At 66.0% G+C, this 24,210-nt stretch carries 19 protein-coding genes; 5 read left to right on the plus strand and 14 right to left on the minus strand.

The window, feature by feature from the left end; all coding sequences use genetic code 11:
- The first annotated feature begins 4 nt into the window (after positions 1-4).
- A complete protein-coding gene (locus AC1DB0_RS18345; RefSeq protein WP_476757939.1) occupies positions 5-1,060 on the plus strand; it encodes a lactonase family protein in 1,056 nt (351 codons plus the stop codon).
- Positions 1,061-1,126: 66 nt separating this feature from the next.
- On the opposite strand, the gene AC1DB0_RS18350 is transcribed toward AC1DB0_RS18345, so the two are convergent.
- The 3 genes from AC1DB0_RS18350 to AC1DB0_RS18360 form a co-directional block, all read right to left on the minus strand.
- Positions 1,127-3,781 (minus strand): TonB-dependent siderophore receptor, encoded by a 2,655-nt coding sequence (locus AC1DB0_RS18350; RefSeq protein ID WP_476757938.1) that lies wholly within the window; start codon positions 3,779-3,781, stop codon positions 1,127-1,129.
- A 96-nt stretch (positions 3,782-3,877) separates the two neighbouring features.
- Positions 3,878-4,849 (minus strand): FecR domain-containing protein, encoded by a 972-nt coding sequence (locus AC1DB0_RS18355; protein WP_441372672.1) that lies wholly within the window; start codon positions 4,847-4,849, stop codon positions 3,878-3,880.
- Positions 4,846-5,367, minus strand: a complete 522-nt coding sequence (locus AC1DB0_RS18360) for a sigma-70 family RNA polymerase sigma factor (protein ID WP_175170114.1) — start codon at positions 5,365-5,367, stop codon at positions 4,846-4,848. The genes AC1DB0_RS18355 and AC1DB0_RS18360 overlap by 4 nt, the downstream gene beginning before the upstream one ends.
- A 140-nt stretch (positions 5,368-5,507) precedes the next feature.
- Here AC1DB0_RS18360 and AC1DB0_RS18365 point away from each other — a divergent pair, with 140 nt between their 5' ends.
- The gene (locus tag AC1DB0_RS18365) at positions 5,508-7,157 is read left to right on the plus strand and encodes an ATP-binding protein (RefSeq protein ID WP_476757937.1); all 1,650 of its coding nucleotides are present in this window, start codon (positions 5,508-5,510) and stop codon (positions 7,155-7,157) included.
- A gap of 87 nt (positions 7,158-7,244) precedes the next feature.
- On the opposite strand, the gene AC1DB0_RS18370 is transcribed toward AC1DB0_RS18365, so the two are convergent.
- The 9 genes from AC1DB0_RS18370 to AC1DB0_RS18410 form a co-directional block, all read right to left on the minus strand.
- Complete coding sequence (locus tag AC1DB0_RS18370) at positions 7,245-9,758, minus strand: TonB-dependent siderophore receptor (RefSeq protein WP_476757936.1); 2,514 nt, start codon at positions 9,756-9,758, stop codon at positions 7,245-7,247.
- Positions 9,759-9,899: 141 nt separating this feature from the next.
- Positions 9,900-10,919: a FecR domain-containing protein gene (locus tag AC1DB0_RS18375; protein ID WP_476757935.1), complete on the minus strand. Its 1,020-nt coding sequence runs from the start codon at positions 10,917-10,919 to the stop codon at positions 9,900-9,902.
- The gene (locus tag AC1DB0_RS18380; RefSeq protein WP_054422713.1) at positions 10,916-11,425 is read right to left on the minus strand and encodes a sigma-70 family RNA polymerase sigma factor; all 510 of its coding nucleotides are present in this window, start codon (positions 11,423-11,425) and stop codon (positions 10,916-10,918) included. The genes AC1DB0_RS18375 and AC1DB0_RS18380 overlap by 4 nt, the downstream gene beginning before the upstream one ends.
- A gap of 182 nt (positions 11,426-11,607) precedes the next feature.
- On the minus strand, positions 11,608-13,959 hold the full coding sequence (fhuE, locus tag AC1DB0_RS18385) for a ferric-rhodotorulic acid/ferric-coprogen receptor FhuE (RefSeq protein ID WP_447982933.1): 2,352 nt from the start codon (positions 13,957-13,959) through the stop codon (positions 11,608-11,610).
- 185 nt (positions 13,960-14,144) lie between these two features.
- Complete coding sequence (locus AC1DB0_RS18390; RefSeq protein WP_476758716.1) at positions 14,145-15,221, minus strand: FecR family protein; 1,077 nt, start codon at positions 15,219-15,221, stop codon at positions 14,145-14,147.
- Positions 15,218-15,721, minus strand: coding sequence for an RNA polymerase sigma factor (locus tag AC1DB0_RS18395; protein ID WP_054422716.1), 504 nt, complete (start codon positions 15,719-15,721; stop codon positions 15,218-15,220). The genes AC1DB0_RS18390 and AC1DB0_RS18395 overlap by 4 nt, the downstream gene beginning before the upstream one ends.
- 93 nt (positions 15,722-15,814) lie before the next feature.
- On the minus strand, positions 15,815-16,057 hold the full coding sequence (locus AC1DB0_RS18400; protein WP_054422718.1) for a hypothetical protein: 243 nt from the start codon (positions 16,055-16,057) through the stop codon (positions 15,815-15,817).
- 261 nt (positions 16,058-16,318) lie between these two features.
- Complete coding sequence (locus AC1DB0_RS18405) at positions 16,319-17,200, minus strand: prohibitin family protein (RefSeq protein WP_156336569.1); 882 nt, start codon at positions 17,198-17,200, stop codon at positions 16,319-16,321.
- Positions 17,201-17,460: 260 nt separating this feature from the next.
- Complete coding sequence (locus tag AC1DB0_RS18410) at positions 17,461-18,096, minus strand: DMP19 family protein (RefSeq protein ID WP_441372675.1); 636 nt, start codon at positions 18,094-18,096, stop codon at positions 17,461-17,463.
- 173 nt (positions 18,097-18,269) lie between these two features.
- Between AC1DB0_RS18410 and AC1DB0_RS18415 the strand changes: the two genes are divergently transcribed.
- The gene (locus AC1DB0_RS18415; protein ID WP_427946347.1) at positions 18,270-19,334 is read left to right on the plus strand and encodes a M4 family metallopeptidase; all 1,065 of its coding nucleotides are present in this window, start codon (positions 18,270-18,272) and stop codon (positions 19,332-19,334) included.
- Complete coding sequence (locus tag AC1DB0_RS18420) at positions 19,331-19,663, plus strand: protealysin inhibitor emfourin (protein ID WP_054422724.1); 333 nt, start codon at positions 19,331-19,333, stop codon at positions 19,661-19,663. The genes AC1DB0_RS18415 and AC1DB0_RS18420 overlap by 4 nt, the downstream gene beginning before the upstream one ends.
- A gap of 12 nt (positions 19,664-19,675) precedes the next feature.
- On the opposite strand, the gene AC1DB0_RS18425 is transcribed toward AC1DB0_RS18420, so the two are convergent.
- Positions 19,676-20,884 carry an MFS transporter gene (locus AC1DB0_RS18425; RefSeq protein ID WP_054422726.1) on the minus strand — a complete coding sequence of 403 codons (1,209 nt, stop codon included), beginning with the start codon at positions 20,882-20,884 and terminating at the stop codon, positions 19,676-19,678.
- Between the two features lie 104 nt (positions 20,885-20,988).
- On the opposite strand from AC1DB0_RS18425, the gene AC1DB0_RS18430 reads away from it, so the two are divergent.
- Positions 20,989-21,792, plus strand: coding sequence for an AraC family transcriptional regulator (locus tag AC1DB0_RS18430; protein ID WP_346551233.1), 804 nt, complete (start codon positions 20,989-20,991; stop codon positions 21,790-21,792).
- A 24-nt stretch (positions 21,793-21,816) separates the two neighbouring features.
- Here AC1DB0_RS18430 and AC1DB0_RS18435 read toward each other — a convergent pair whose 3' ends face one another.
- Positions 21,817-24,201: a TonB-dependent siderophore receptor gene (locus tag AC1DB0_RS18435; RefSeq protein WP_476757932.1), complete on the minus strand. Its 2,385-nt coding sequence runs from the start codon at positions 24,199-24,201 to the stop codon at positions 21,817-21,819.
- Positions 24,202-24,210: the final 9 nt, after the last annotated feature.

Raw genomic sequence — 24,210 nt, forward strand, 5'->3', positions numbered from 1 at the left:
CGTCATGCACGTCTATATCGGTTCGCGCACCACCCGCGAACGCCATGCCAGAGGGGATGGCATCAGCGTTTTCAACTACGCGCCCGACACCGGCGCGCTGACCTTGACGCAAGTCGTCGGCGGCTTGCTGAACCCGTCGTACCTGTTGCCGCATCCCACGCTGCCCGTGCTGTACACCGTGCATGGCGACAGCCATGAAGTCAGCGCCTTGCATCGCGACACGCACAGCGGCGCATTGACGCCGTGGCATCAGCAGCCGTGCGAAGGCCGCAACCCGGTGCATCTGGCGCTGGCGCCGTCGGGCCGCTATCTGATGGTGTCGAACCACCTGACCGGCACGCTCGCCGTGCTGCCCGTTGCCGCCGACGGCGCGCTCGGCCCCGTCACGCAAGCGTTGCCCATGACGGGTGAACCCGGCCCGCACCGCAAGGAGCAGCCTTTCGCCAAGCCGCACTACAACCTGGTGGACCCGTCGGGCCGCTATGTGGTGGTGCCGGACAAGGGCTTGGACCGCGTGTTTCTCTTTGCGCTAAACGCGCATGGGGCGGGCGCAGAACCCGTCAGCGTGGCCGGCACGCGCGAAGGCGCCGGCCCGCGCCATGCGGTGTTTCATCCGGCCGGCCGCTGGTTGTATGTGGTCAATGAGCTGGACAACACCGTGGCCGCGTACACGCTGCAAGACAATGCGTTGCGGCCGTTCCAGGTGCTGCCGACGCTGCCCGACACCTGTACGGGCAACAGCCGCGCAGCCAGCATCACGACGGACGCGCATGGCCGCCACCTGTATGTGTCGAACCGGGGCGATGACAGCATCGCGGTGTTCGGCGTAGACCCCGTCAGCGGCCGCCTGACGCCGGTGCAACACGCCGCCAGCGGCGGCAAGACCCCACGCTTTTTCACGCTATCGCCTGACGGCCGATTCCTGTTCGCGTTGAACGAAGACAGCGACACGCTCGTACGCTTTCGCGTCAATGCGCAAGACGGCACGTTGATGCGCGATGGCTATGAACTGCGCGTGGGCAGCCCCGTCTGCATGGTGTTCGCCCGCCGCCGCGCCTGATGGCGTTGCGGCGGCCGGCGTGCGGCTAGCGGCGTGCGGCTAGCGGCGCGCGGCCAGCGGCCGCGATCAGAAGTCCATCGACGCCGACAGCATCAACGTGCGCGGTACGCCCTGCGATACCGTGCCGTACGACGCCACGCCGGACCAGTACGCGCGGTTGGTCACGTTGACCACATTCGCGCGGAAAGTCACGTCCTTGCCCTGGATCTTGGTGGCGTAGCGTGCGCCCACATCAAACGTCGTCCACGACGGCACTGATTGCGTGTTGGCCTGGTTCACGTATTCGCGGCCGGTGTACATCATGCCGCCCGTCAGCGTCAGGCCTGCCACCCACGGCGTGTCCCATTCCGCGCCGAGATTGGCCGAGAACTTCGGCACGCCCACCGGCTGGTTACCGACGGTGGCGGCGCTGTTGGTGCGCGTGAGTTCGGCGTTCAGATACGTCACGCCGCCCAGCAAGCGCAGCCCGCGCACGGGTTCGCCAGACAGGTTCAATTCCAGGCCGCGGTTGCGCTGTTCGCTGTCGGCGCCGTACACGCCGTTGGTCAGCTGGCCGCTGGGCTTGGTGATTTCAAAGGCGCTGAACGTCAGCATCGCGTCGTCCAGGTCTACCTTGATGCCCACTTCCTTCTGCTTGGCCTTGTAGGGCTTGAACACCTGACCCGCGTTGGACGCCGTTGCCGGGGCCACGTCACCCTTGCTCAAGCCTTCGATGTAGTTCGCGTACAGCGACACATTGCTCCACGGCTTGATGACCAGCCCCGCCAGCGGCGTGGTCGCGCTTTCGTCATAGCTGACGGTGCGCACACCGGTCGTGGCGTTGAAGTTGCGCGACTCGATGCGTTGCTGGCGCACGCCCACAGTCAGCTGCGCGCGTTCATCCAGAATGCTCATCGTGTCCGCCAGCGCCAGGCCGGACAGGTCCGACGACGAGACCTTGGGCACATTGGCCGGCGCCGGAATGTTCTGCTCGGGGCGCGCGATGGGGTGATAGATGTTGGACGTGAGCGGCGTACCGGACACGCTGGCTTGCAGGTTGCGGTCGCTATACATGCTGCCCATGAAACTGATCGCGTGACGCACCGGCCCCGTGTCCAGCTTGGCGCGCAGGCCTGCGTTATAGGTGCTGCGGTTCACCTGAAAGCGGAAGTTGTTGGGCGTGACCACCGTATCGCCCGCGCTGTTGACGATGGTGGGCGTCTGGTCTGACAGGCGCGACACCCTCGTGTCCGATCCGCCCGCGTCGGCGAATACGGTCAGGCGGTCACTGATGTCGTATTCCACGCGCAGCAGCGCCGATTCACCTTCGGACTTCCACCAGCCCCACGCCTGCGTTGCGTTGCGGCGGCCATCGGCCGCGCGTGGCACGTCGATGCCGGAGGCCACCAGGAACGGCCGAGTCGGCGCATCCACCTTTTCGTTCTGCACCAGCAGGTCCAGCGACGCGCGCAGGCGCTCGCCCTGATAGTCCAGCGACAAGGCGCCGATGTCGGTGCGGGAATACAGGTTGTCCAGCGGCGTGTCGCCTTGGCGATGCATGCCGTTCACTCGCACGCCCCATTCGCCGTCGTTGCCAAATCGGCGGCTCAGGTCAACGCGTCCGCCGAATTGCGAATCGCCCACGTAGTCGGCGGACAGGCGCGTCAGGTCTTGCGGCAGCGAACGCTTGGGCACCATGTTGATGACGCCGCCCACGCCGCTGTTGGGCGACATGCCGTAGAGCAATGCCGCCGGCCCTTTCAGCACTTCGACGCGTTCGATGTAGTCGGTGAAGACGTGATAGTTCGGCGCGACGCCGTACACGCCGTCAAACGCGATTTCGCCCAGATTGCCTTCGCCGATGGGAAAGCCGCGGATGTAGAACGAATCGGTCACGCCGCCGATCTGGCCGGTAAAGCGCACCGAGGGTTCGGCGTTCAACGCGTCAGCCAAGGTCACGGCCTGGCGGTTCGCCAGCAATTCCGACGTGTAGCTGGTGATGTTGAACGGCGTGTCCATGACGTCGCGATTACCCAGCAGGCCCAGACGGCCGCCGCGCGCGACCTGGCCGCCTGCGTATTCAGAAGGCAATGCCGACGGGCTGACCCCCGCGCCCGCCACGGTGATGCTGGGCAGCAGGGTCGCGGCATCGCCCTCGCCTGCCGGCAGTTTGCGCAGCGAATATGCGCCCGCGCCCTGCTCGGCCAAGGCGTAGCCCGACCCGGCCAAGAGGCGCGCGAAGCCTTCGCGCACGGTGTAGGCGCCCGACAAGCCCGCGCTGTGTCGCCCCGCCACCAGCGCCGGGTCGAACGACAGCGGCACGCCGGCCGCGGCTGCAAACTGCGCCAGCACGTCACCCAGCGGGCCACCGGCAATGGTGTATGTCTGGCGAGCCGCAGCCGATGGCGCATCCGCCGCAGCACCGGCTGTCGCACCGGCTGCCGCGGCATCGGCCGCAGCACCGGCTGCCGCGGCATCGGCCGCAGCACCGGCTGCCGCGGCATCGGCCGCAGCACCGGCTGCCGCGGCATCGGCCGCAGCACCGGCTGCCGCGGCATCGGCCGCCGCAACATCGGCTGCCGCAGCATCGGCTGCCGGCTTCGCCGCCTCCGCCGTCGCTGGCGCGCCTGCCACCGCCAGCAGTATCAGCCCCATTCCGGTGGCCTGGGTCATCGCCGCTAGCGGCGACAGAATGGCCTTGCTACGGGGCAGGCGCGGCAAATGGGAAAGTCGGGAAACCATGAAACGATCCTTCGTTGATGACGGGGTGACTCGCGTGTTGCGACGATTCACCCGGTACACCGGACGAAGCGAAAAAAAGTATCAGCCAATGGGCAATTAATGTGTAACGGCGGCGCGTGGCGCCACCGTCGTCCAGAACGGCGTGACCCGGCTGATCCGCACCGGCAGCGTTTTTTCCAGCAGGCGCAGGCTGCCATCGATGTCGGCCAGCGGGAACGCGCCCGATACGCGCAGGTCGGCCACCGCCGGATCGCAACGCAAGACGCCCCGGCGATACCGCGCCAACTCGTCCACCAGGTCGGCCAGCCGCCCGTTGCGCACGGCCAGCATGCCTTGCTCCCACGACGCCGCGCCCGCGTCCACCGCCGCCTGCGGCTCCACGGCGTGCGCGTTGAACACCGTCTGCTGCCCGGCCGGCAGCACAACCGCCGCAGCGCCCGCGTCCTGCGGGCGAATCTCTACCGCGCCGTCAAACACCGCCACGCGTATGCTGGCGCTTTCGTCGCGCACCATGAAGCGCGTGCCCAGCGCGCGGATGGTGCCTTGCGTGGTGCGCACGATGAAGGGGCGATAGGTGGGCGACGGGTCGTTGCCTGTCGTCAACAGGATTTCTCCTGCGCGCAGCCACAGCACGCGCTGCTCGGGGGTGAATTGAATGTCGACCGCGCTGGCCGTGTTCAACACCAGCCGCGTGCCGTCGGCCAGCGCCAGGTGGCGCTGTTGCCCGGTGGCCGTGCGCACGTCCGCCGCCCATTCACGCCACGGCAGCGCGCGCCATCCCAGCCAGCCCGCCGGCCCCAGCACCAGCAACGCCCCCAGCGCACGCATGGCTTGCCGGCGGCCCGGGCGGTCCAGCCGGCGCAAGGTATCGCGGCCAATGCCGGGCGGCACCTGCCCGAAGCCGCGCAGCATGGCTTCCACGCGCTGCCAGGCGGCGCCATGTGCGGCGCTGCGATGCCGCCATCGCTCAAACGCCGCTTGGTCGGACGCGGACAGGGTTTCGGACTGGAAGCGCACGAGCCAGCCCGCCGCTTCTTCCAGGATCGCCGGGTCAATGACGCCGCTCATGCATGCACCTGATAGGCGATCAGGCAAGCGGTCAGCGCCTTCTGCATGTGGCGCTTGACGGTAGCCAGCGACACGCGTTGATGCGCCGCGATGTCGGCATAGGCCATGCCGTCGAATTGCGACAGCAGAAAAATCTCGCGGGTCTTGGCGGGCAAGGTGCGCAAGGTCGCGTCAATGGCGTGCAGCGTTTCAAGGATCAGCGCCCGGACTTCGGGCGACGGCGCCTCGGGCGCGGGCAGTTGGGAAACGACGGCCAGATAGGCGTCTTCCACCGCGCGGCGGCGCCAATGGTCTACCACCAGGCCTTTCGCAATATGGGTCAGCAGCGCGCGCGGCTCGGCACCCGCGCCGGCCTTGCGGCGGCCGGTCATCAGGCGGACAAAGGTGTCGTGGGCCAGGTCGGCGGCGTCGAACGAGTTGCCCAATTTCTTGCGCAGCCAGGTCGACAGCCAGCCATGGTGGTCACGATAGAGCGTCGTGACGGTTTCGGCGGGCAGGGAGGAGTCGGGCGGAGACACGGCGCACCAGGCGGGTATTTGTAAATGGGAACGATTTTTATTTTATATGATCGACGGCCTAGCGCCTATCCACGCTACGCGCCCCTTTGCGAACCGCGCTCGGATAAAATCAGTGCCCCCTTTCCCGCCTTGATGACGTCATGCAGAACGAATCCTCGGAGCTTTCCTTTCTCGCTGGCGGCGGCGAGATGGGACGCCGGGTCGCCACCTTTGATTGGGCCTGTACGCCGCTTGGGCCAATCGCCGAATGGTCCAGCGCCTTGCGCGTGGCGACCGGTATGGTGCTGTCGTCCCGTTTCCCCTGTTGCCTGGTCTGGGGCAAGGAACTGATCACGCTGTACAACGACGCGTTCAGGCCCATTCTCGGTACGAAACCCGAGGCGTTGGGCCGGCCCTTCAGCGACGTCTGGAGCGAAGCGTGGCCCATGATCGGCCCCATCGCCGACCGCGCTTTCGCGGGCGAAGCGACGTTCATCGAAGACTATTCGCTGGTCCTCCAGCGGTCGGGCCAGGCCGAGGAAGCCACCTTCACGTTCTGCTACAGCCCCGTGCGCGATGAGCATGGCGTCGTGGTCGGCATGATCGACACCGTCATTGAAACCACGTCGCGCATCCTGGCCGAACGCGCGCAGGCCGAAGCGCTTCGCCAGACCGAAGACAACCTGCGGCAGAGCCAGAAAATGGAAGCCATCGGGCAACTGGCGGGCGGGCTGGCGCACGACTTCAACAACCTGCTGATGGGAATCGCCGGCAGCCTTGAGCTGCTAAACCTGCGGCTGTCCCAGCACCGGCTGGGGGAACTGGAACGGCACATCGACACCGCCCGGCGCAATACCGACCGCGCCGCGGCGCTGACGCAGCGCCTGCTGGTATTTGCGCGCAACCAGCCGCTGAATCCCCAGGCGGTGGACATCAATCAGCTGGTGCGCGGCATGGACGATCTGGTGCGCCGAAGCGTCGGCCCGCGCATCATCGTCGACCTGGACTGCGAGCCCAACCTATGGCCCGCCTGGGTCGACCCCCATCAGGTTGAAAACGCGCTGCTCAACCTGTGCCTGAACGCGCGTGACGCGATGGCCGGCCAAGGCAGGCTGGGCATCGAAACCGCCAAGGTCACGCTGGCCGACGCCCAGGCGCACGAGCGCGGGCTGCCGGCGGGCGACTATCTGCGCCTGACCGTGACGGACACGGGTTGCGGCATGACGCCGCAGACCGTGGATCGTATTTTCGAACCCTTCTTCACCACCAAGTCGGCGGGGCAAGGCACCGGGCTGGGCCTGTCATTGCTATACGGATTCGTGCGGCAATCGGGCGGCCAGGTGCAGGTGACGTCGCGCCCGGGCATGGGAACGGCGATGAGCCTGTACTTTCCGCGGGGGGAATCCGCGTTAGCGCCCATCGAGCCCGGCGTACCACGCCAAACTCCGCGCGCCGCATCCGGCTTGACGGTGCTGGTGGCGGAAGACGATGTGGCGGTGATGGCCGTCGTCAGCGAAACGTTGAGCGAACTGGGCTACATCGTCTTAAGCGCCGTGGATGGGGCCAGCGCGCTGCGCCTGCTATCCGCGCCCGCCCCGATCCATCTGCTGATTTGCGACATTGGCCTGCCCGGTGGCATGGACGGCCGCCAGGTCGCCGACGCGGGGCGCATGCTGCGTCCGGATCTGAAGGTGCTCTTCATCACCGGATCGGGCGCCCGCGCAGGCGACGAGCCCGGCGCGCCGACGCTGCCCAAGCCTTTCTCTCTGGACGAGCTGGCGCGCCAGGTGCACGCGCTGATCCCCGCCTGACCCGTCCGCAGGGTCACGGCTGCGTTTGCGTTTGCCTCTGCGTTTGCCTCTGCGTCGGCGTCTGCCCCCCCGCGGCGGCCACCGCGTTCACAGCTTCGGCGCGTAGCGGAACGTCAGCATGAAGTTGCGCGGCTGGCCGTAGTAGTTATTGCTGCTCAACGTGTTGTAGGACGGCACGTAGTACTTTTTGTCGAACACGTTGTTGACGTTCAGGCCGATGCTCAGTTCCGGCGTAGCCTGATAGCCCACGCGCGCATTCCAGATCGTGAAGCCCGCCAGCTTGAACTCGCGGTCCGAGCTGATCGTGTCGGTCTGCGTGTTGACGCCCGCGCCCACGCTCAGGCGGTTCATCATGCCCGGCAACTTGTAGTTGGCCCACAGGCGCAGCATGTGCTTGGGCGTCCAGGTGTTGAAGACCTTGCCCTGGTTGTCGGGGTCGCTCAGATACTTGGTGGTGTTGTAGGTGTAGCCCGCGTACAGCTCCAGGCCCTTGACCACTTCACCCGACACTTCGGCTTCCACGCCCTGGCTGCGCACCTTGCCCGATGCGCGTGAGCAGTACCAGCCGTCGCACGCAAAGCCGGCGGCGTAGTCGTTGACCGCACGGTTCTTGTGGTCGTAGCGGAACAGCGCCAGCATCGTGTTGATGCGGCCATCGGCCAGTTCACCCTTGATGCCGACTTCGTAGTTGTTGCCTTCGATGGGCTTGAGCAGGCTGCCGTCCAGGCTGCGTTCGGTCTGCGGCTCAAACACGGTGGTGTAGCTGGTGTAGGCGGACCAGTTATCGGTCAGCGCATACACGATGCCGGCGTAGGGAATGAACTTGCCCGACGTGCTGGACGTCGTGGAGCTGCCGCCGCCGGTGTACGTGTAGTCGAACCAGCCGACGCGGCCGCCCGCGATCAGCGCCAGGGACTCGGTGGGCTTGACGCGCCACGTGCCGTAGATGCCCTTCTGGCGGATGTCGTAGCTGCTGCGCGAGTCATAGCCGCTGGCGGCGGCGATGGAGTCGATGTCCTGCCACGGGCGATGGTGATCCAGGTCGAAGATGTTGCCACCGTCTTCCCACGCCCGCGTGAAGCGGTCGTTCGTGGTCAGCTTCGAATAGTTGGCGCCCAGCACCACTTCCTGCTGCATGCCCAGCGCGGTGAAGTTGCCGTTTACCGACATGTCCAGCCCGCGCTGCTTGCTGTTGAAGTCCACCCCGAAATTGCCGTACGACAAACCACTGCCGTCCGGCTCCACTTCTCCGGCCACGCGCTGGTGCACCGTCGTGTTCTTTTCGTTCATGGCCACGCCAGCCAGCTTGAAGCGCCACGCGTCGTTGAAGCGGTGCGTGACGTCGGCGTTGAAGATGGTCTGATCGTTCTTCGCGCGGTTCCAGGTGGAGCCGGTGAAGGTGGAGCGCGGCAGGTCGATGTCGCCGCCATCCGCATAGCGCGGGTAGCCCACGAACATCGGACGCGAGCGGCTGTACCGGTTGCTGATGCCGATGCCCACCGTCGTGTCTTCGGTAACGTCAAAGTCCAGCGCGGCGTACAGGTTGCGCGTCTTGTCCCACACGTAGTCAACGAAGGAATGGCTTTGGTCTTCGTCCACCACGACGCGGCCGCGCAAGGTGCCCGCCGCGTTCAGCGGGCCGCCCGCATCCAGCGTCAAGCCGTAGTGGTCCCACGAACCGGCCTTGCCCGACAGCACTACCGACGGTTCCGCGCCGCCGCGCTTGCGCACCAGGTTGATTGCGCCGCCAGGGCTGCCCGCGCCTTGCAGCAGGCCGGCCGCGCCGCGCAGAATTTCCACGCGGTCATAGAACACCAGCGAGTCCTGCTCCCAGTTGCCCAGGCTGTAGCTGTTGCGCAGCAAGGCCACGCCGTCGTATTGCAGCAGGTCCACCGGGAAGCCGCGCGCATTGATCGCCACCCCCGGCCCCACGCCCTGCACGCCCACCATGCCGGCCGTGTTGTTCACGGCGTCCGGCAGGCTCGTCATGATCTGGTCGTCCATGCGCTGGCGCGTCAACACGGTGATCGACTGCGGAATGTCCTTCAGCGCCTGCGTGCTCTTGCCAATGGTGACGGCGGGCGTCGTGTACGAACCCGTGCCATCAGTGGTGGCGTTGTAGCTGCCCGTCACCGTCACGGGCGCCAGCGTGGCCGCCTGGCCCGGCGTGGACGCTTGCCGCAAGCGATACCCGCCATCGGGCCGCGCCACGGCTTGCAGGCCGGTGCCGACCAGCAAACGCTCAAGCGCCGCGTCCACCGCATACGTGCCCGACACGCCTTCGGTGCGCGCGTTGGCCGTCAACGCCGGGTCGGACGCCACCATGACGCCCGCCTGCACACCAAACGCGCCCAGCGCGGCGCTGAGCGGGCCGGCCGGAATGTTGAAGCTCACCGATTGCCGAAGCGCCCCGGCTGCCTGCGCGTGCACGGCGGACGGCCACGGCGCCGCCAGCACAACGGCGGGCAGCGCCAGATGCAGCGCAATGCTCAACCGGGTACGCGGCAACATGCGGGCAGGCAACATGCGGGCAGGCAAAAAACGGACAGGCGATGAAGGCAGGCGGGCAAGCGACGCCGCGCGTACAGGGCGAGAAGACATCAAGGGATTCCTGGCTCAAGAAGGAGGGGCGCAGGCTCGGGTGTTGGGAGGCATCCGGGCTGCTTTCCTTACATGAAGCGCGAGATCGGGAGTTCCGCCGTTTCGGTTACACATTCATTGCTTGCGGGCGGGGCCGCCGGGTCAGGCCAGGCCCACCCGCACCCAATAGCGGGTGATTTGGCGCACACGCACGGGCAGCACGTCTTGCAGCATGGCCAGCACCTTGTCGCTGTCCGCCAATGGGAACGCGCCCACCACGCGCAACGCCCCCGCCTCGTCCGAACAGCTCAGCCGGCCCGGCCGATAGCGCGAGAGGTCTTGCAGGAACGATGCCAGCGGCATTTCATTGGCGATCAACATGCCGGTGATCCACGCGGACGTGGCGGGCTCCAGCGCTTGCAACGCAAAGCCGCCTGCCGCCGAGTAGTCGGCCTGCTCGCCGGCCCGCACGCGCCGGAGCGCATCAGCGGCGTCCAGGCCGCGCACATCCACCGCGCCTTCCAGCACCGCCACGCGCACGGCGCGGCCGTCGTCCAGATCCCGCACCACAAACCGCGTGCCCACCGGCGTCAGGATGCCGCTGCGCGTGCGCACCGTGAAGGGCCGGCCCTGCCGGTCTTGCGCGGTGGTGACAAGAATTTCACCTTCGCGCAGCACCACTTCGCGCTGGCTGGCGGTGTAGCGAAAGTCAACGGCGCTGGCGGTGTTCAGTTCCAGCCGCGTGCCGTCTGGCAAGGTCAACGCCCGCCGTTCGCCGGTGCCCGTGCGCAAGTCGGCCGACAGGCGGCGGATCGTGCCGCGTTCGCCCACCGCCCAGGCGCCCAAGCCCAGACCGGCCGCCGACACCATCCAGCGGATGGCGTTGCGGCGCGACTGGATCAGCGGCGCCTGCCGCAAGGTGCGGCCCGCGACGTCTTGGCCCGCTTCGGCCACGCCCGCATCCACATCGCGCGTCAATGCCACCAGCCGCAGCCAGGCCAGCTCGTGCGCCGGCTGCGCGTGCCGCCAGCGTTCGAAATTTGCGCGGTCGTCGTCGCTGGCATCTTCGCGCAGACGCGCCCACCAGTCGGCGGCCTGACGCACGATCTTGGGATCAATCCGGCCGGCTTCCGGCGCATGTGGGCGCAGCAGCTTGGCGCCTTCCATCAAACCGTGGCTCACCCGTACACCGCCGTGTAGCAATGCACCAGCGCGCGCGCCAGCGACTTCTGCACCGCGTTGGGCGTCAGGCCCAATTGCTGGCCGATTTCGGCATAAGACATGCCATCCACCTGCGCCATCAGGAAGATGCGGCGGCTGGTCATGGGCAGGGTGTCGAGCAATTCGCAGACTTGTTCCAGCGCTTCCAGGATCAAGGCGCGCGCTTCAACAGAAGGTTCCACCGCCACCGGTTGCAACGCCAGGGATTCCGCATAGGCGGTTTCCAGCGCGGCGCGGCGGGCGCGGCCTATCAGGAGACGCGTGGCGATGGTGCGCAGATAGGCGCGCGGTTCGGCGAGCGGTTCGCGCACATTGGCGCGGATCAGCCGTTCGAACGTGTCGTGCGCCACGTCAGCCGCATCGGACGCATTACCCAGCTTGCGTTGCAGCATGCCGCGCAGCCACTGGTGATGCGCCTGATAGACGGTTTGCACCTCGGCATGCGGGGCGTAGGAAGGAGAAGACATGGCGGGTGCGCCCCCGGCGTCGCCGCCAGATGCTCAAACAAAATGAAAATGATTCGCAATTATAGATATCTTCGAATCGTTTTCAAGGGCAGGATTTCGTGCCCGCCGTAGCCGCCTGACGCCCGCCCCCTCCCGCTGACGGCGGCGTGATCCGGCCCCGAATCACGCCGCCCCGCGCATCGTCAGAACTTCGCGGTCAGGTTCACGAACACGCTGCGGGGTTCGCCGTAGTAGACCTGGTTGGCCACGCCGCCCAGGTAGTACTTCTTGTCGAACAGGTTGTTCAGGTTCACCTGCGCGGACAAGGTCGAGTTGAAGTCGTAGCGCGCCATCAGGTTGTAGATGGCGTAGGCCTTTTGCTTGGCGGTGACGGTGCCGCCGGCCGCGCTGACTTCGCTGTAGGTCGATATCTGCCAGTTCACGCCGCCGCCCACGGTCAGCTTGTTCCAGTCGCCCGGCAAGCGGTAAGTGGTGAACAGCTTGGCCATGGCGCGCGGGCGCTCGGTGTTGACCGACACGCCGTCGGCATCGCGGCTGGTGTAGTACGTGCCGCCCGCGTAGGCGTTCCAGCCCGGCGCCAACTGCCCGCTCACTTCCAGCTCGACGCCTTTGGTCGTGACGCCATCGGCGGTGGTGTAGGCCTGTTCGAACGAGCCAGGCACCAGCGCATCGCCATCCAGCACCGCGACCTTGCTCTGTTTGACCTTGAACAGCGCGATGGACGTGTTCAACCTGCCGTCCAGGTATTCGCCCTTGACGCCGATTTCATAGTTCTTGCCTTGCACCGGGTCCAGGTACGTGCCGTTGCGGTCGCGGTTGTCTTGCGGCTGGAAGATGTCGGTGTAGCTGACGTAGGTGGAGTACGTGTCGTTGATGTCGTAGACCACGCCCGCGTAGGGAATGAACTGCGAGTCTTTCTGGTCGCGCGTGTCCGACTTGGACTTCCACGTGGCGTACCGGCCGCCCGTGATCGCCGTCAGGTTATCCGTCAGCGACCAGCGCACCGCGCCATAGGTGCCCGTTTGATGCGTGACCGTGTCGCGCAGCGTAGAGGCCGTCCATGTGGGCTGCGCGAACGAGCCGTCCCATTGGTAGAAGTTGCCGGTGCTGGCCAGTGTGGAGCTATCGAAACCGTAGCGGTAGAAGTCTTCGCCGTAGCGGCTGCGCATCGCGCCCACCACCACTTCGTGCTTACGGCCCAGCAGATTGAACGGGCCCTTCACCTGAAGGTCCAGCGACGTTTGCTGCGCGTAGGAATTCCAGTAGCCCGGCAGCGCACGCAGGCCCGTGCCGGTCTCGCGGTCCAGCGCGCCGTACAGGTACAAGAGCTTGGCGTCGTACTTGCTCTTGCGTTGCGACCAGTCGGCCTTCACTTCCCAATCGTTTTCAAAGCGGTGCGACAGCGTGGCGAACATCGTCTGGTTGGTGGTGTGCCAATAGGTCCAGTCGGCCGCCGTGGTCTTTGACCGGCGCCAGTCCGTCTGCGTGCCGTCGCTGAACACCACAGGCAAGCTGCCCCAGGTGGACCCGCGCGGGCGCTTGTCTTGGTAGTCTGCACCCACGCTCAGCCGCGTGTTCGGCGTCAGGTCGGCGTCGATCACGCCGTAGAACACTTTCTTGTTGGCGTGATACAGGTCGATGTAGGAATCGCGGCCCTGGTACAGCGCCACCATGCGCGCGCGCACCGTGCCTTCCTCGTTTAACGGCGTCGACATATCGACCGTGCCGCGGTACTGATTCCACGAGCCAAAGCCGGCGCTGACCGAGCCCGTGAACGTCTTGCTGTTGGCGTGTTTGCGCACCAGGTTGATCGACGCGCCGGGGTTGCCTGCGCCGGTCATCAGGCCCGTTGCGCCGCGCACGACTTCGATGCGGTCGTAGATGAAGGAATCGTTGTCCGACTCGCCATACATCGACAGGCCAATGGTGGTGGGCACGCCGTCGTATTGCAGGCTGTCGATGTAGAAGCCGCGCGACCAGAAGTCGGTGCGGTCCGAGTCTTCACTGACCACCTGCACGCCCACCACGTTGCCCATCACTTCGTCGAGCGAACGCAGGTTCTGGTCTTCGATGCGCTGGCGCGTCACCACGCTGACCGACTGCGGCGTTTCGCGCAGCGACAGCGTCAGCCCGGTGGCCGCCGACGATGCGGGCGTGGTGTACGAGCCCGTGCCTTCGGTCACCGACGGATCGGAATTGCCCAGCACCGTCACGGGCGCCAGGCTGGTGACGCCGCCGTCGCGCGTCAGGATGATGCTGTCGCCCTGCCAGCGGTACGCCACGCCCGTGCCTTGCAGCAGGCCGCGCAAGGCTTCCTCGGGGGCCAGGCTGCCGCGCAGGCCGCGCGTGCTCAAGCCCGCGACCACGTCGGGCGCATAGAAGACGCGCACCTTGGTCTGCGCCGCCCATTGCATCAGCGCATCGCCCAGCGGCTGCGCGCCGATGTTGATCGACACGGCAGCGCTTTGCGCAATGGCCGCATCGGGGGCCGCGCTCAAGGCGCACGCCAGCGCCAACGCCAGCGAAGAGAGCATGAAGCGCGGGGCTGCGCTGGCGCGGCGGGTCACCGCCTGGGGGGTCTTGTCTGCTGAGAGAGTCACAACTACCTGCTGTTTGGGTTCGACGTTGGGAGCGGCGCGGGCCAATCAATCACATACGGCGCCAGGGCCTTCCTTCGTAGAACGCTTCAAACGCAGATAAACCTGAATCTCATTTTCATTTATTTTGTAACAGCGCTGGGGTCGTCCTGACGCCGCTGGATGTCGATCGGGCCGCCAGGGTGCGGCGTCAGGCGCACCGGGGCAATCGACGGCAAGGCGTCGACCAGCGCCTCGGGGCKGTCCAGCGTAAAGGAGGCCGACACCCGCAAGCGGCCGGCCTTGTCATCGGCCAGACGCAGCGGCGTGGCCAGATAGCGGTTCATCTCGGACACGACTTCCGTCAGCGTGGCGTTCTTGAACACCACGCGGCCGTCGCGCCAGGCGGTGGCGGTTTGCACATCGGCGGGCGCCGGCACGCCGATTGCCCCGCTGCCCGGCACGCGGATGCCATGCCCCGCGCGCAGCACCGCGTGGCCCAGGTTCCACCAATGCCCGCCCGACACCTGCACGGTGCCAGACTCCACCAGCACCGCCACTTGATTCGCATCGCGGCGCACGTCGAACACCGTGCCCGTCACGCGCACCACGCCGCTGCCGGCATCAACAATGAAGGGGCGCGCCGCATCGGGGCTGACGGTGAAGTTGATTTCGCCGCTGTCCAGCACCACGTCGCGGCGGGCGGCGTACAGCAAGACCCGCGCCTGCGTGCCGCCATTGATGTCCAGCACGGAGCCGTCGGGCAAGGTCAGCTGGCGGCGTTCACCCCGCTCGGTGCTGATCGCGGCGGTGAAGGTTGGCGCTTCCACCGGCAGGCTCCACCACACGCCTAACCCCACGGCGGCCAAGCCCGCACAGGCGAACGCGGCGCGCAGGGCGAACTGACGCTGGCTGCGCCTGACGCCTGCGCGCAACCCCTCGCGAGCCCCCGATCGCCAGCCCGACCGCAACCCCGGCCGCGCCGGCACCGGGCCGCCCAGCAAAGATTCGACCTGATCGCGCGGCAAACCGGCAGCCGCCGCCCCCAACTGCTGCATGCGGTCGAACTCACGCGCGCGCTCGGGATGGTCGCGACGCCACCGGGCAAACGCGCGCCGGTCGCGGCGCGTCAGTTCACCCGAATGCCAGCGCGCAAACCACCACGCGGCGGTGGCGGGGTCGCGCGGATCATCGCGGTCGTTGAAGGAAGACATCGTCATGGAGTGTATTCACGCAGCCGGTCGCGCACATGTTCAATGGCGCGCATGACGTAGCGCTCGATCATATTTTTGGACAGGCCCATATGCACCGCCACCTCGGCCTGCGTCCAGCCTTCGATGCGGTTCAGCACAAAGGCCTCGCGGCACTTGGGGGGCAATTCTGCCAGGACTTTGGCCAGGTCGTCGGCCAGCCGCGCCGCGCGTACGGGCGCATCGGGGTCATCCACGATCAATTGATCGGCGTCGTTCAGCTCGTCCAGCGGCACGTGTTCGGCGCGGTCCTGCCGCCGCCAGCGGTCAATCAAGCGATGCCCGGCCGCCTGGAATAAATAGCCGCGCGCCTTGAGCGCCACGCTGGCGTCCGCCTTCAGCAGGCGTTCAATGGCGTCATGCGCGGCGTCTTCGGCGTCGTGCCGGTTGCCCGTGCGGCGGCTCCATACGCCCACCAGCTCGTCGTAATAGGCGAGCCAGCCACTGCGAGGCGAGGAAGAGCGGGACATGTTCCGGACGGAGGGCGCGAAAGGACAGGGTTGCGAATTTTACAAATAATTCTCATTATCGCAACTGCTGTTTTCCAGCCCCGGTGGGTCCGGCTAGTAATCCATCGGGATATGGCTCTGCGCCGCGCGCAGTTCCTGGATATGGCGCTCGGCCTCTTCCCTCTCGGCCGCGGGCGGCAACGGCCGCCATCCCACCATGTTGCCGGGCGTCTTCACCGGCATCCAGCCCAGCACGCTGTATAGCGTGATGGCCGTGCGTCCCGTATCGAAGCGTGTTTCGTAGTAGCCCTGCCGATCCGGCGCGGTATCGCCAGACGTCCAATCCAACTGAGACATCCATGTCTCCCTATGCTGAAGCTTATTGGCAAGCGCGCCAGCCCCGCGATATCGTCCGGCGCTGCTTGATCGTAAAGCGTGCTCCGTGTGCTTATGCATTCACCATGCTCCCGCTTTGCGATTCTTGACAGAGGGAAATCCCTAGGGTGATCGCGCCGGGCGCGAATCAGGCCGGGAAAGCAAGGCAAAAGCAGCGGGAAAGCAACGGCGGGCAGATAGGGATGCGGCAAGACGGGACCAGGTCCCGTCTGCGCGAATGGCTTACTTGATGCCGATGAACGGCAGCGCGGCGCCCGGCACTTGCGTGGCTGGCAGCACGCCGTCCCACTTCTCAACGGCGTTCAGGCTCACCAGATTGGTGTTGGCGGCCAGCGCTTCGGCCTTGGCGCGAATCGAGGCTGCTTCGGCTTCACCGCGCATGCGGATGCCATCGGCTTCGGCCGTGAATTGCTGGCGGCGCGCATCGGCTTCGGCCTTCGCCTTCACCACCTGGATCTCGGCGGTGATCATCGCCGTTTCTTTTTGCTGGCGCGTGGTTTCAATCTGCACCTGGGCCAGCATGCGCTGTTCAATCGAATGCTCATAGGCTTGCGAGAAACCCACTTCTTCGATCTGCACGCCCACCACTTGCACGGGCGCGCCGTCCATGGCCTTGAGCACCGCGCTGTTCACATCCAGGCCCAGCTTCTGGCGTTCCTGAATGGCGCGCACGGCGGTGTACTGGCCGAACACGTTCTTCACGGCGTCGGGCGTCTTGCGTTCCAGCACGCGCATTTGCAGATTGTCGATGGTGCCGTATTCCGAATAGAGCTCGGCCACGTGCTCCGGCGGCACGCGGTACGTGACCGACACGCGCAGGTGCGCGGGCTGTTGGTCATAGCTATAGGCTTCGAGCTTTTCGAACACAAAGGTGTGGTCGCGCACCGATACCGTGCGCACGTCATCGATGAAGGGCGTCTTGAAATCCAGGCCCGGGTCCGACACGCGCACGAGCTTGCCATTGCGCAGCACCACGCCGCGCTCGCCCTGGTCCACCTGGAACCACGAACCGAACGCCATGAACAAGATCAGGAAAAACAGAATGACGGCCACAATGGCGACCTTCACGTTGCGCGGTTTGACCGCGCCGATCGTCTTGACCATCTGGATATCTGTCGGCTTCACTTTGAGTCCCTGTCTGATTTTGTACGTTTACGGTCCGAGAACACGGCCGCGATGCCACGAGCGAGCAAATAGGCGACCACGGCCGCCCCCACCAAGATCAGGAAATAACGCATCGCGAGTCCCCCCCGGGAAAGAAGCACCGGATTCTATCCCGTGATCGGGACGGAATCCGCATTGAAAACGCCACCATTGTTGCCAGACTTTTCCGAACGTTGCGAGGCATGCAAAAAGCGGTGTTTTCAGGCTCCGTAATGCCGCAACCCCAGGCGCGACAAGGCGTCGGGATAGTCCCAAAACGCGTGGTCCAACGTCTCCATTTCCTCTTGCTCCGCCTCGGTCATGGCGCCGTAGATATCGTTCAATTCGATGACGTCGGGCGAGGCTTCAAAGCGGTCGATCAGCCCGCGCATGCGTGACAGCACGGCCAGCATATGCGTGGCGCCGATCTTCGTTAATGCCTGCAACGCCAGTTGGCACGTCGGGTCGCCCCAGTTGCACAGAAACTGCATGAAGCCGCCATTGTTGATGTCGGCCTCCATGCGCCACAGCGCCACCAGCTCCTGCTCGATCAAGGGCAGGCGGTCGAGCTTCCAGTCGGCCGCCTGCAATGCGGCCATCGCTTTTTCATAGCGCTGGTCCCATAAGATGTCGAGCACATTCAGCATGCCCTGGGGCGACGGTTCCCACAGCGCGGGCCACACCACGCCATGGCCGTCATCCACCAACTGCCATTGCTCGCGTTCGGCGGGCGTGGCTTTCTCAAGGCGGATGTAGCGCTGGATGGGCTCTGACAAGGTCTGGCCATTAGCCAGCGTCAATTGCAGATGCGTGGGCGTCAGCGTGATGGTGTGGATGCGGTAATCAGGGGTTTGCATGGGTAGGGCCGGCATGGGAACGCCCGCGAAAGTACCGGAAGGCGGCCCCGCTGTCGAGGCGCACGCTTTGCTCGCATCAGGCCGCAGACTGTTACGTCATCGCCCTTCTTTGATCTGCTACCGTCAAGTTTCGCGCGCCGGCATGGCGCCGGCGCTGAAAGACGGAGACCCGAATGCCACGTCCTTCCGAGTCCACCCCCTTGATCGGCGTGATCCCCCCGTATGTGCTGGACCGCCTGGCGCAGCATACCGACGCCCGTGTCAGCATGCCCGCCGTCAAGACCCTGATCATTGACCAGCAACAGCGCGGCTTGCGCGAAATGGCCACGCAGCCGCCGCGTGCAACGCTCGCGCCCACGACTCCGCCCTCGCCCCCAGGCACGCCGCAGCGCGCCGTCCACGATGCAAACAACAGCACCACGCTGCCCGGCACACTGATCCGCGCCGAAGGCCGCCCCGCCAGCGGCGACGTCGCGGTAGACGAGGCCTATGCGCATCTGGGCGCTACCTACAAGCTTTTCTGGGACATCTACAAACGCCATTCCATCGACGGCCACGGCCTGCCGCTGGTGGGCACCGTGCATTACGGCGATGACTACGACAACGCGTTCTGGAACGGCGCGCAGATGGTGTTTGGCGATGGCGACGGTGAAGTGTTCAACCGCTTCACCGTTGCGGTGGACATCATCGGCCACGAACTCACGCACGGCGTCATCGACGCCGAAGCCGCCTTGCTCTATCAAGGCCAGTCTGGCGCGCTGAACGAATCGCTGTGCGATGTCTTCGGCGCACTGGTCAAGCAATATTCCCTGGGGCAATCCGCGCGCCAGGCAGACTGGCTGGTGGGCGCGGGGCTCTTCACAGAAAAAGTCAGCGCCCGCGCGCTGCGCTCCATGTCAGAACCCGGCAGCGCGTATGACGACCCGGTGCTGGGTAAAGACCCGCAGCCCGCGCACATGCGCGACTACGTCGACACGCCACGCGATAACGGCGGCGTCCACATCAATTCCGGCATCCCCAACCGCGCGTTTTTCCTGGCCGCCACAACGCTGGACGGCCCCGCGTGGAAAAGCGCGGGGCGCGTCTGGTACGACACCTTGTGCGACAAGCGGTTGCGTCACGACGCCGACTTCAAGACCTTCGCCGCGCTGACCGTCACCGTGGCCACCGAACGCTTTGACGCCGCCATGCAGCGCGCGGTCAAACAAGCCTGGGCCGCCGTAGGAGTCCTGACATGATCGAACTGCCCTCCTTGGATCTTGCGCTGCTGGTGCGGCTGACACGCGAAGGCGGCGTGGCGTATCTGCCTGGCCTGACGCAGCCGCGCAGCATCAATCTGGCCACCTGCCCGCCCGGCGTGCGCCAGGAAGTGTGCGATGTGCTGCAACGCGCGGCCCCGTTGGCGGTGCCTGAATGCGGGCAGGCTGGCGGCGACCAGCGCTACTTTCATATCGAGATCGTGATGGACCGCGACGAAGGAACGGCCATCAGTTTCGATGTACCTGAAGCCGTTGCGCCCGACACGCTGGTACAGCTATGGAAGGCGCATGCGGAGCCGGGGCCGTAATCACCGCCCGCATCAATGCGCGCGGAACCCGCCGATCTGAATCGCGCGGCCCGCGTACAGGCCGATGATGGCCATCGCCACGCACAAGGCCGCGCACACGCCCAACGCCACGCCCCATCCGCCCAGGCGGTCATGCATGGCCCCCACCAGCGCGGGGCCCGTGGCGGCGAACAGATAGCCGACACATTGCGCCATCCCCGACAACGCGGCCGCCTGCTGCGCATGGCTGGCGCGCAGGCCCACAAACGCCAAGCCCAGAATGATGCCGCCGCCCGTGCCCAAGCCCAGCAGCACGATCCACAACGTGGCCCAGCCGGGCGCGACGATCAAGCCGGTGAATGCAACGACTGACGCCGCGGCCGAGCAGAACGCCGCACCGCGCTGATCCTTCATGCGGCGCACCACGGGCGCCATAAACAGCGCCGGACCCGCCGACATCAATTGCAGCAGCCCATGCAGCGACCCCGCGCGTTCCGCCGAATAGCCCGCGTCGCGCAAGATGGCGGGCAGCCAGCTCACGCCCACATAGAACACAAACGAGTTGATGCCCAGGTACAAGGTCACCTGCCACGCCAGCGGCGAATGCCACAGACGGCCGCCGTGCGGCGCGTGCGTGGTGGTGGACGCAGGCGCCGTGTGCTGCGCCAGCTGCGGCAGCCACAGCAGCATGCTTACTACCGGCACCACCAACAAGCACAGCGTTGAAAAGCGCCAGCCGTCCGCCGACAAATTGGCCAGCGGAATCGCGATAGCCGACGCCACGCCCGCCGCGATGCCCATCGTCAACACATAGGCCGACGTCATGCCGGCCACGCGTTGCGGAAAATCGCGCTTGACCAGGCTGGGCAGCAACACGTTGCCAATGGCGATGCCCGCACCGATGATCGCCGTGCCCGCATACAAGCCCCACGCCGCGCCCTGTATGCGCACAACGATGCCGGCGGCAATCAGCAGCAGCGCGCCGAACAAGGTGCGCTCCAGCCCGAAGCGGCGCGCAAGCCCCGCAGCAAACAGCGAGACCACCGCAAACGCCAACAGCGGCAAGGTAATCAACATGCCTGCCGCCGTCGAAGACAGGCCGAGCTGTTCGCGGATCATGCTGATCAGCGGCGCCACGCCTGTCACCGGCGCGCGCAACGCCATCGCGATGCAAAGAATGCCCAGCAGGAGCCACACCAGCCGGCTGCCGGAACGTAAAGAGGGAGAGGGATTTCGAGTCATGCCGCCGAGCTTACCCACGCGCGGCTTTACCGAATTTCGAGACAATGACAAACTATCCTTAAATCCTGCCAACCCTAAGCGTGGCTCACTACGCGCGGCTTCCGATGCGCCTGAACCCCATCCCGTCCACTCCTTTCAATACCGATTCCCCCACGCAGCGCACCTTCGCCATGCCGGTGAATGCGGCGGATCGGGACAACGAATCCCCCACGCATCACCACAACATGGGTCAGCTGGTGCTGGCGCTGCGCGGCGGCGTGACGTGCTCGGTGCCGCAAGGGTTGTGGATGGTGCCGCCGCAATGTGGCGTGTGGATTCCGGGCGGCATGCCGCACAGCAATCGCGTCACCGCCAATGCCAGCGTGTGCTTTCTGTTTGTGCCGGCCGACGTGGCCGGCCTGCCGGACCACTGCTGCACGCTGACGATCACGCCGCTGGTGCGCGAGCTGATCGTGCACTTGTCCGCGCTGTCTGAACCCGACATGGAAACGCCCGCCAACCGCCAGCTGGCCGATGTGCTGATCGAACAATTGCGGCGCATGCCCGCAGAACATCTGCATCTGCCGCTTTCCGATCACCCCCGCCTGCGCGAAATCGCCAGCGCGTTGAACGCCGACCCCGCCGACCGCAGCACGGTGGCGCAATGGGGCAAGCGCGTCGCAATGAGCGAACGCACGCTGGCGCGGCTGGTGCAGCAGGAAGTCGGCATGAGCTTCGGACGCTGGCGCCAGCAGTTGCACCTGATCCTGGCCTTGCAGCGCTTGTCGGCGGGCGTGTCGGTGCAGCGCACCGCCGACGACCTGGGCTATGAATCCGTCAGCGCCTTCATCACGATGTTCAAGAAGACGCTGGGCAAGACACCCGCGCGATACTTCGCGGACAAGTCCGAAGGGCCGGCAGCCGCCTGACAGCGCCGCCCCTTCGGCCCCGCGTTACCAGCGATACGTCAGCGTTGCCATGACCGTGCGCGGCGCGCCGAAGTAGCAGCGCGTGTTGCTCAGGCAAACGCCGACGTAATCCTTGTCGAACAGGTTGTTCACATTCAGCGCCACGGACGCGTTGCGCCACTGGCCGCCGAAGGTGCGCAGGTCATAGCGCAAGGCGGCGTCCACCAGCGTGTAGGACGACAGTTCGATGGTGTTGGATGCGTTGCCGTAGCGCTTGCCCACATAGCGCACGCCTGCGCCCGCGGACAGGCCCGCCAGCGCATCCGTGAACGCGTAGTCCACCCACGCAGACGCTTGCTGGCGCGGCGTGATGCTGACCTGGTTGCCCTCGTAGCCATCGTTGCTGCGCTTGTATTCGGCATCGGTGTAGGTGTAGGACGCCAGCACGCTCAGTTGGCGGCTGAGCGCAAGCTTGCCTTCCAGCTCGACGCCCCGCACGCGGGTTTCGGCGGACTGCACGATGTAGCCCGGATTCACCGGATCGGTCGTCGCCATGTTCCGTTGCGCCACGTCAAACAGCGCGATGCCGACAAAGCTGTTGTGGCCAGCCGGTTCGTATTTGATGCCCACTTCGTACTGGCGGCCAGTCGTCGGCTTGGCGGGCGAGCTGGGATAGATCAGGCCCGATGTCGGCTGGAATGATTCCGTATAGCTGGCGTAAGGCGTGACGCCGTTGTCGAACAGGTACGCCGCCCCCACGCGCGCCGTGAATGCGTGATCGGCGCTACGCGTGTTGGTGTCGGACAAGCGGTCCATCATGCTTTGGCGCACGCGGTCCCAGCGCCCGCCCAGCGTGTACGCCCAACGGCCCAGACGGATCTGGTCTTGCGCATAGACGCCAAAGCGTTCCTGATGCTGCAAGGCGTCGGTCACGGGCAAGTCGGGGCGTTGGATGGTCTGCCCGTAAACCGGGTTGAACAGGTCGATGGGCGGCGCGCATTCGGCGGTGCCGCAAATCCAGTTCAAGCTGTCATAGCGTTGACGCGAATAATCGACGCCGGTCAGCAGCGTGTGCGTGAGCGGGCCGGTGGCAAAACGCGAGGTCAGCATCGTGTCGAGGGTGATGTCGTAAGACGTCTGGTCGGCATCGAACAGCCGGCGGCGCAGCGTGCGGCGGTCGGCCAGCAAGCCGTTGCCGGTGACGGTATCGAACTCCTGATGCACCCGCGCATAACGCGCGTTCTGCGTGAACGCGAACGTGTCGTTGAACGTGTGCTCAAGCGTGTAGCCCACCGCCGTCTGGTCACGCAGATAGTGTTCGCGGTCGGGCTCGCCCACATAGCGGTTGCGCGGCACGCTGCCATGGGGGTTGTCGCGCAGCGTGCCATCGGCCGGCAGGTACTGCGGCAAGAATCCGATCTTGTCGCGCTGGTACTGCGTCAGCAAGGTCAGGCGCGTGGCGGCGCTGGGCTGCCACGTCAAAGACGGCGCGATGAACACGCGGTCGTTCTTCACGTAGTCCACGGCGGTATTGCTGTCGCGCTGCAAGGCCACCACGCGATACAGCCATTCATCGGTTTCGCCGATCGGGCCCGTCAGGTCCACCGCGCCTTGAAAGCGGTCTTGATTGCCGGCCTGCAATTGCACTTCGCCCGCGCGCTCGGCGGATGGCCGCTTGCTGACCATGCCCGTCAGGCCACCCGGGCCGCTTTCGCCGTACAGCACGGACGCCGGCCCGCGCAGCACTTCCACCCGTTCCAGCCCGAAGGGTTCGCTTTGCCAGATGGGCCCCAGACGCAGCCCATCCAGATACGACGACGGCGAACTGAAGCCGCGCAGCGAGATCCATTCGATCTGGTTGTCCATGCCCAGTTGGTCCACCGAGACGCCCGGCGTGTACTGGATGGCTTCGGTCACCGTCTGCACATTGCGCGCGTCCATTTCCTTGCGCGTGATGACGCTGACCGATTGCGGGTTCTCAAGAATCGAGGTGTCGGTCTTGGTGCCGGTGGCGCTGCGCGAGGCCACCAGCCCCGGCGCCGGTCCCCAGGCGTTTTCGCCCAAGCCCGCGCCCGTGACCGTCACGGGTTCCAAGGTGGCGGCCTCATCGGCGGCGGGCCGGACCACAATGGCGCCGCTCTGCTCCAGCGCGTTCAGGCGGGTGCCGGCCAGCAAGGCCTGAACCGCTTGCAGCGCGGTCATGCGGCCGGAGACAGCGCCCGCCGTCTTGCCGGCCACGGCGCTGGCATCCACCAGAATCGGCGTGCCCGACTGCCGGGCCAAGGTGTTCAGCGATTGCGATAACGCCCCTGCCGGCAGGTTCACGTCAACCGCTGCGCCCTGGGCGGCCGCGGCGGCGCTGGCCACGCCGATGGCCGCAGCGAACAGCGTGCGGATCAAGGCGTGGGAAGGGGAATGAAGGTGGCTCATGGTCAGTCC

The organism is Achromobacter sp. 10T422 (genome assembly GCF_056394065.1).

Bases quoted from the DNA above. Each gene is read 5' to 3' on its own strand.
- AC1DB0_RS18345 (WP_476757939.1), top strand. From the start codon at position 5: ATGCACGTCTATATCGGTTCGCGCACCACCCGCGAACGCCATGCCAGA.
- AC1DB0_RS18350 (WP_476757938.1), bottom strand. From the start codon at position 3,781: ATGGTTTCCCGACTTTCCCATTTGCCGCGCCTGCCCCGTAGCAAGGCC.
- AC1DB0_RS18355 (WP_441372672.1), bottom strand. From the start codon at position 4,849: ATGAGCGGCGTCATTGACCCGGCGATCCTGGAAGAAGCGGCGGGCTGG.
- AC1DB0_RS18365 (WP_476757937.1), top strand. From the start codon at position 5,508: ATGCAGAACGAATCCTCGGAGCTTTCCTTTCTCGCTGGCGGCGGCGAG.
- AC1DB0_RS18370 (WP_476757936.1), bottom strand. From the start codon at position 9,758: ATGTCTTCTCGCCCTGTACGCGCGGCGTCGCTTGCCCGCCTGCCTTCA.
- AC1DB0_RS18380 (WP_054422713.1), bottom strand. From the start codon at position 11,425: ATGTCTTCTCCTTCCTACGCCCCGCATGCCGAGGTGCAAACCGTCTAT.
- fhuE (WP_447982933.1), bottom strand. From the start codon at position 13,959: ATGCTCTCTTCGCTGGCGTTGGCGCTGGCGTGCGCCTTGAGCGCGGCC.
- AC1DB0_RS18395 (WP_054422716.1), bottom strand. From the start codon at position 15,721: ATGTCCCGCTCTTCCTCGCCTCGCAGTGGCTGGCTCGCCTATTACGAC.
- AC1DB0_RS18400 (WP_054422718.1), bottom strand. From the start codon at position 16,057: ATGTCTCAGTTGGATTGGACGTCTGGCGATACCGCGCCGGATCGGCAG.
- AC1DB0_RS18405 (WP_156336569.1), bottom strand. From the start codon at position 17,200: ATGGTCAAGACGATCGGCGCGGTCAAACCGCGCAACGTGAAGGTCGCC.
- AC1DB0_RS18410 (WP_441372675.1), bottom strand. From the start codon at position 18,096: ATGCAAACCCCTGATTACCGCATCCACACCATCACGCTGACGCCCACG.
- AC1DB0_RS18415 (WP_427946347.1), top strand. From the start codon at position 18,270: ATGCCACGTCCTTCCGAGTCCACCCCCTTGATCGGCGTGATCCCCCCG.
- AC1DB0_RS18420 (WP_054422724.1), top strand. From the start codon at position 19,331: ATGATCGAACTGCCCTCCTTGGATCTTGCGCTGCTGGTGCGGCTGACA.
- AC1DB0_RS18425 (WP_054422726.1), bottom strand. From the start codon at position 20,884: ATGACTCGAAATCCCTCTCCCTCTTTACGTTCCGGCAGCCGGCTGGTG.
- AC1DB0_RS18430 (WP_346551233.1), top strand. From the start codon at position 20,989: ATGCGCCTGAACCCCATCCCGTCCACTCCTTTCAATACCGATTCCCCC.
- AC1DB0_RS18435 (WP_476757932.1), bottom strand. From the start codon at position 24,201: ATGAGCCACCTTCATTCCCCTTCCCACGCCTTGATCCGCACGCTGTTC.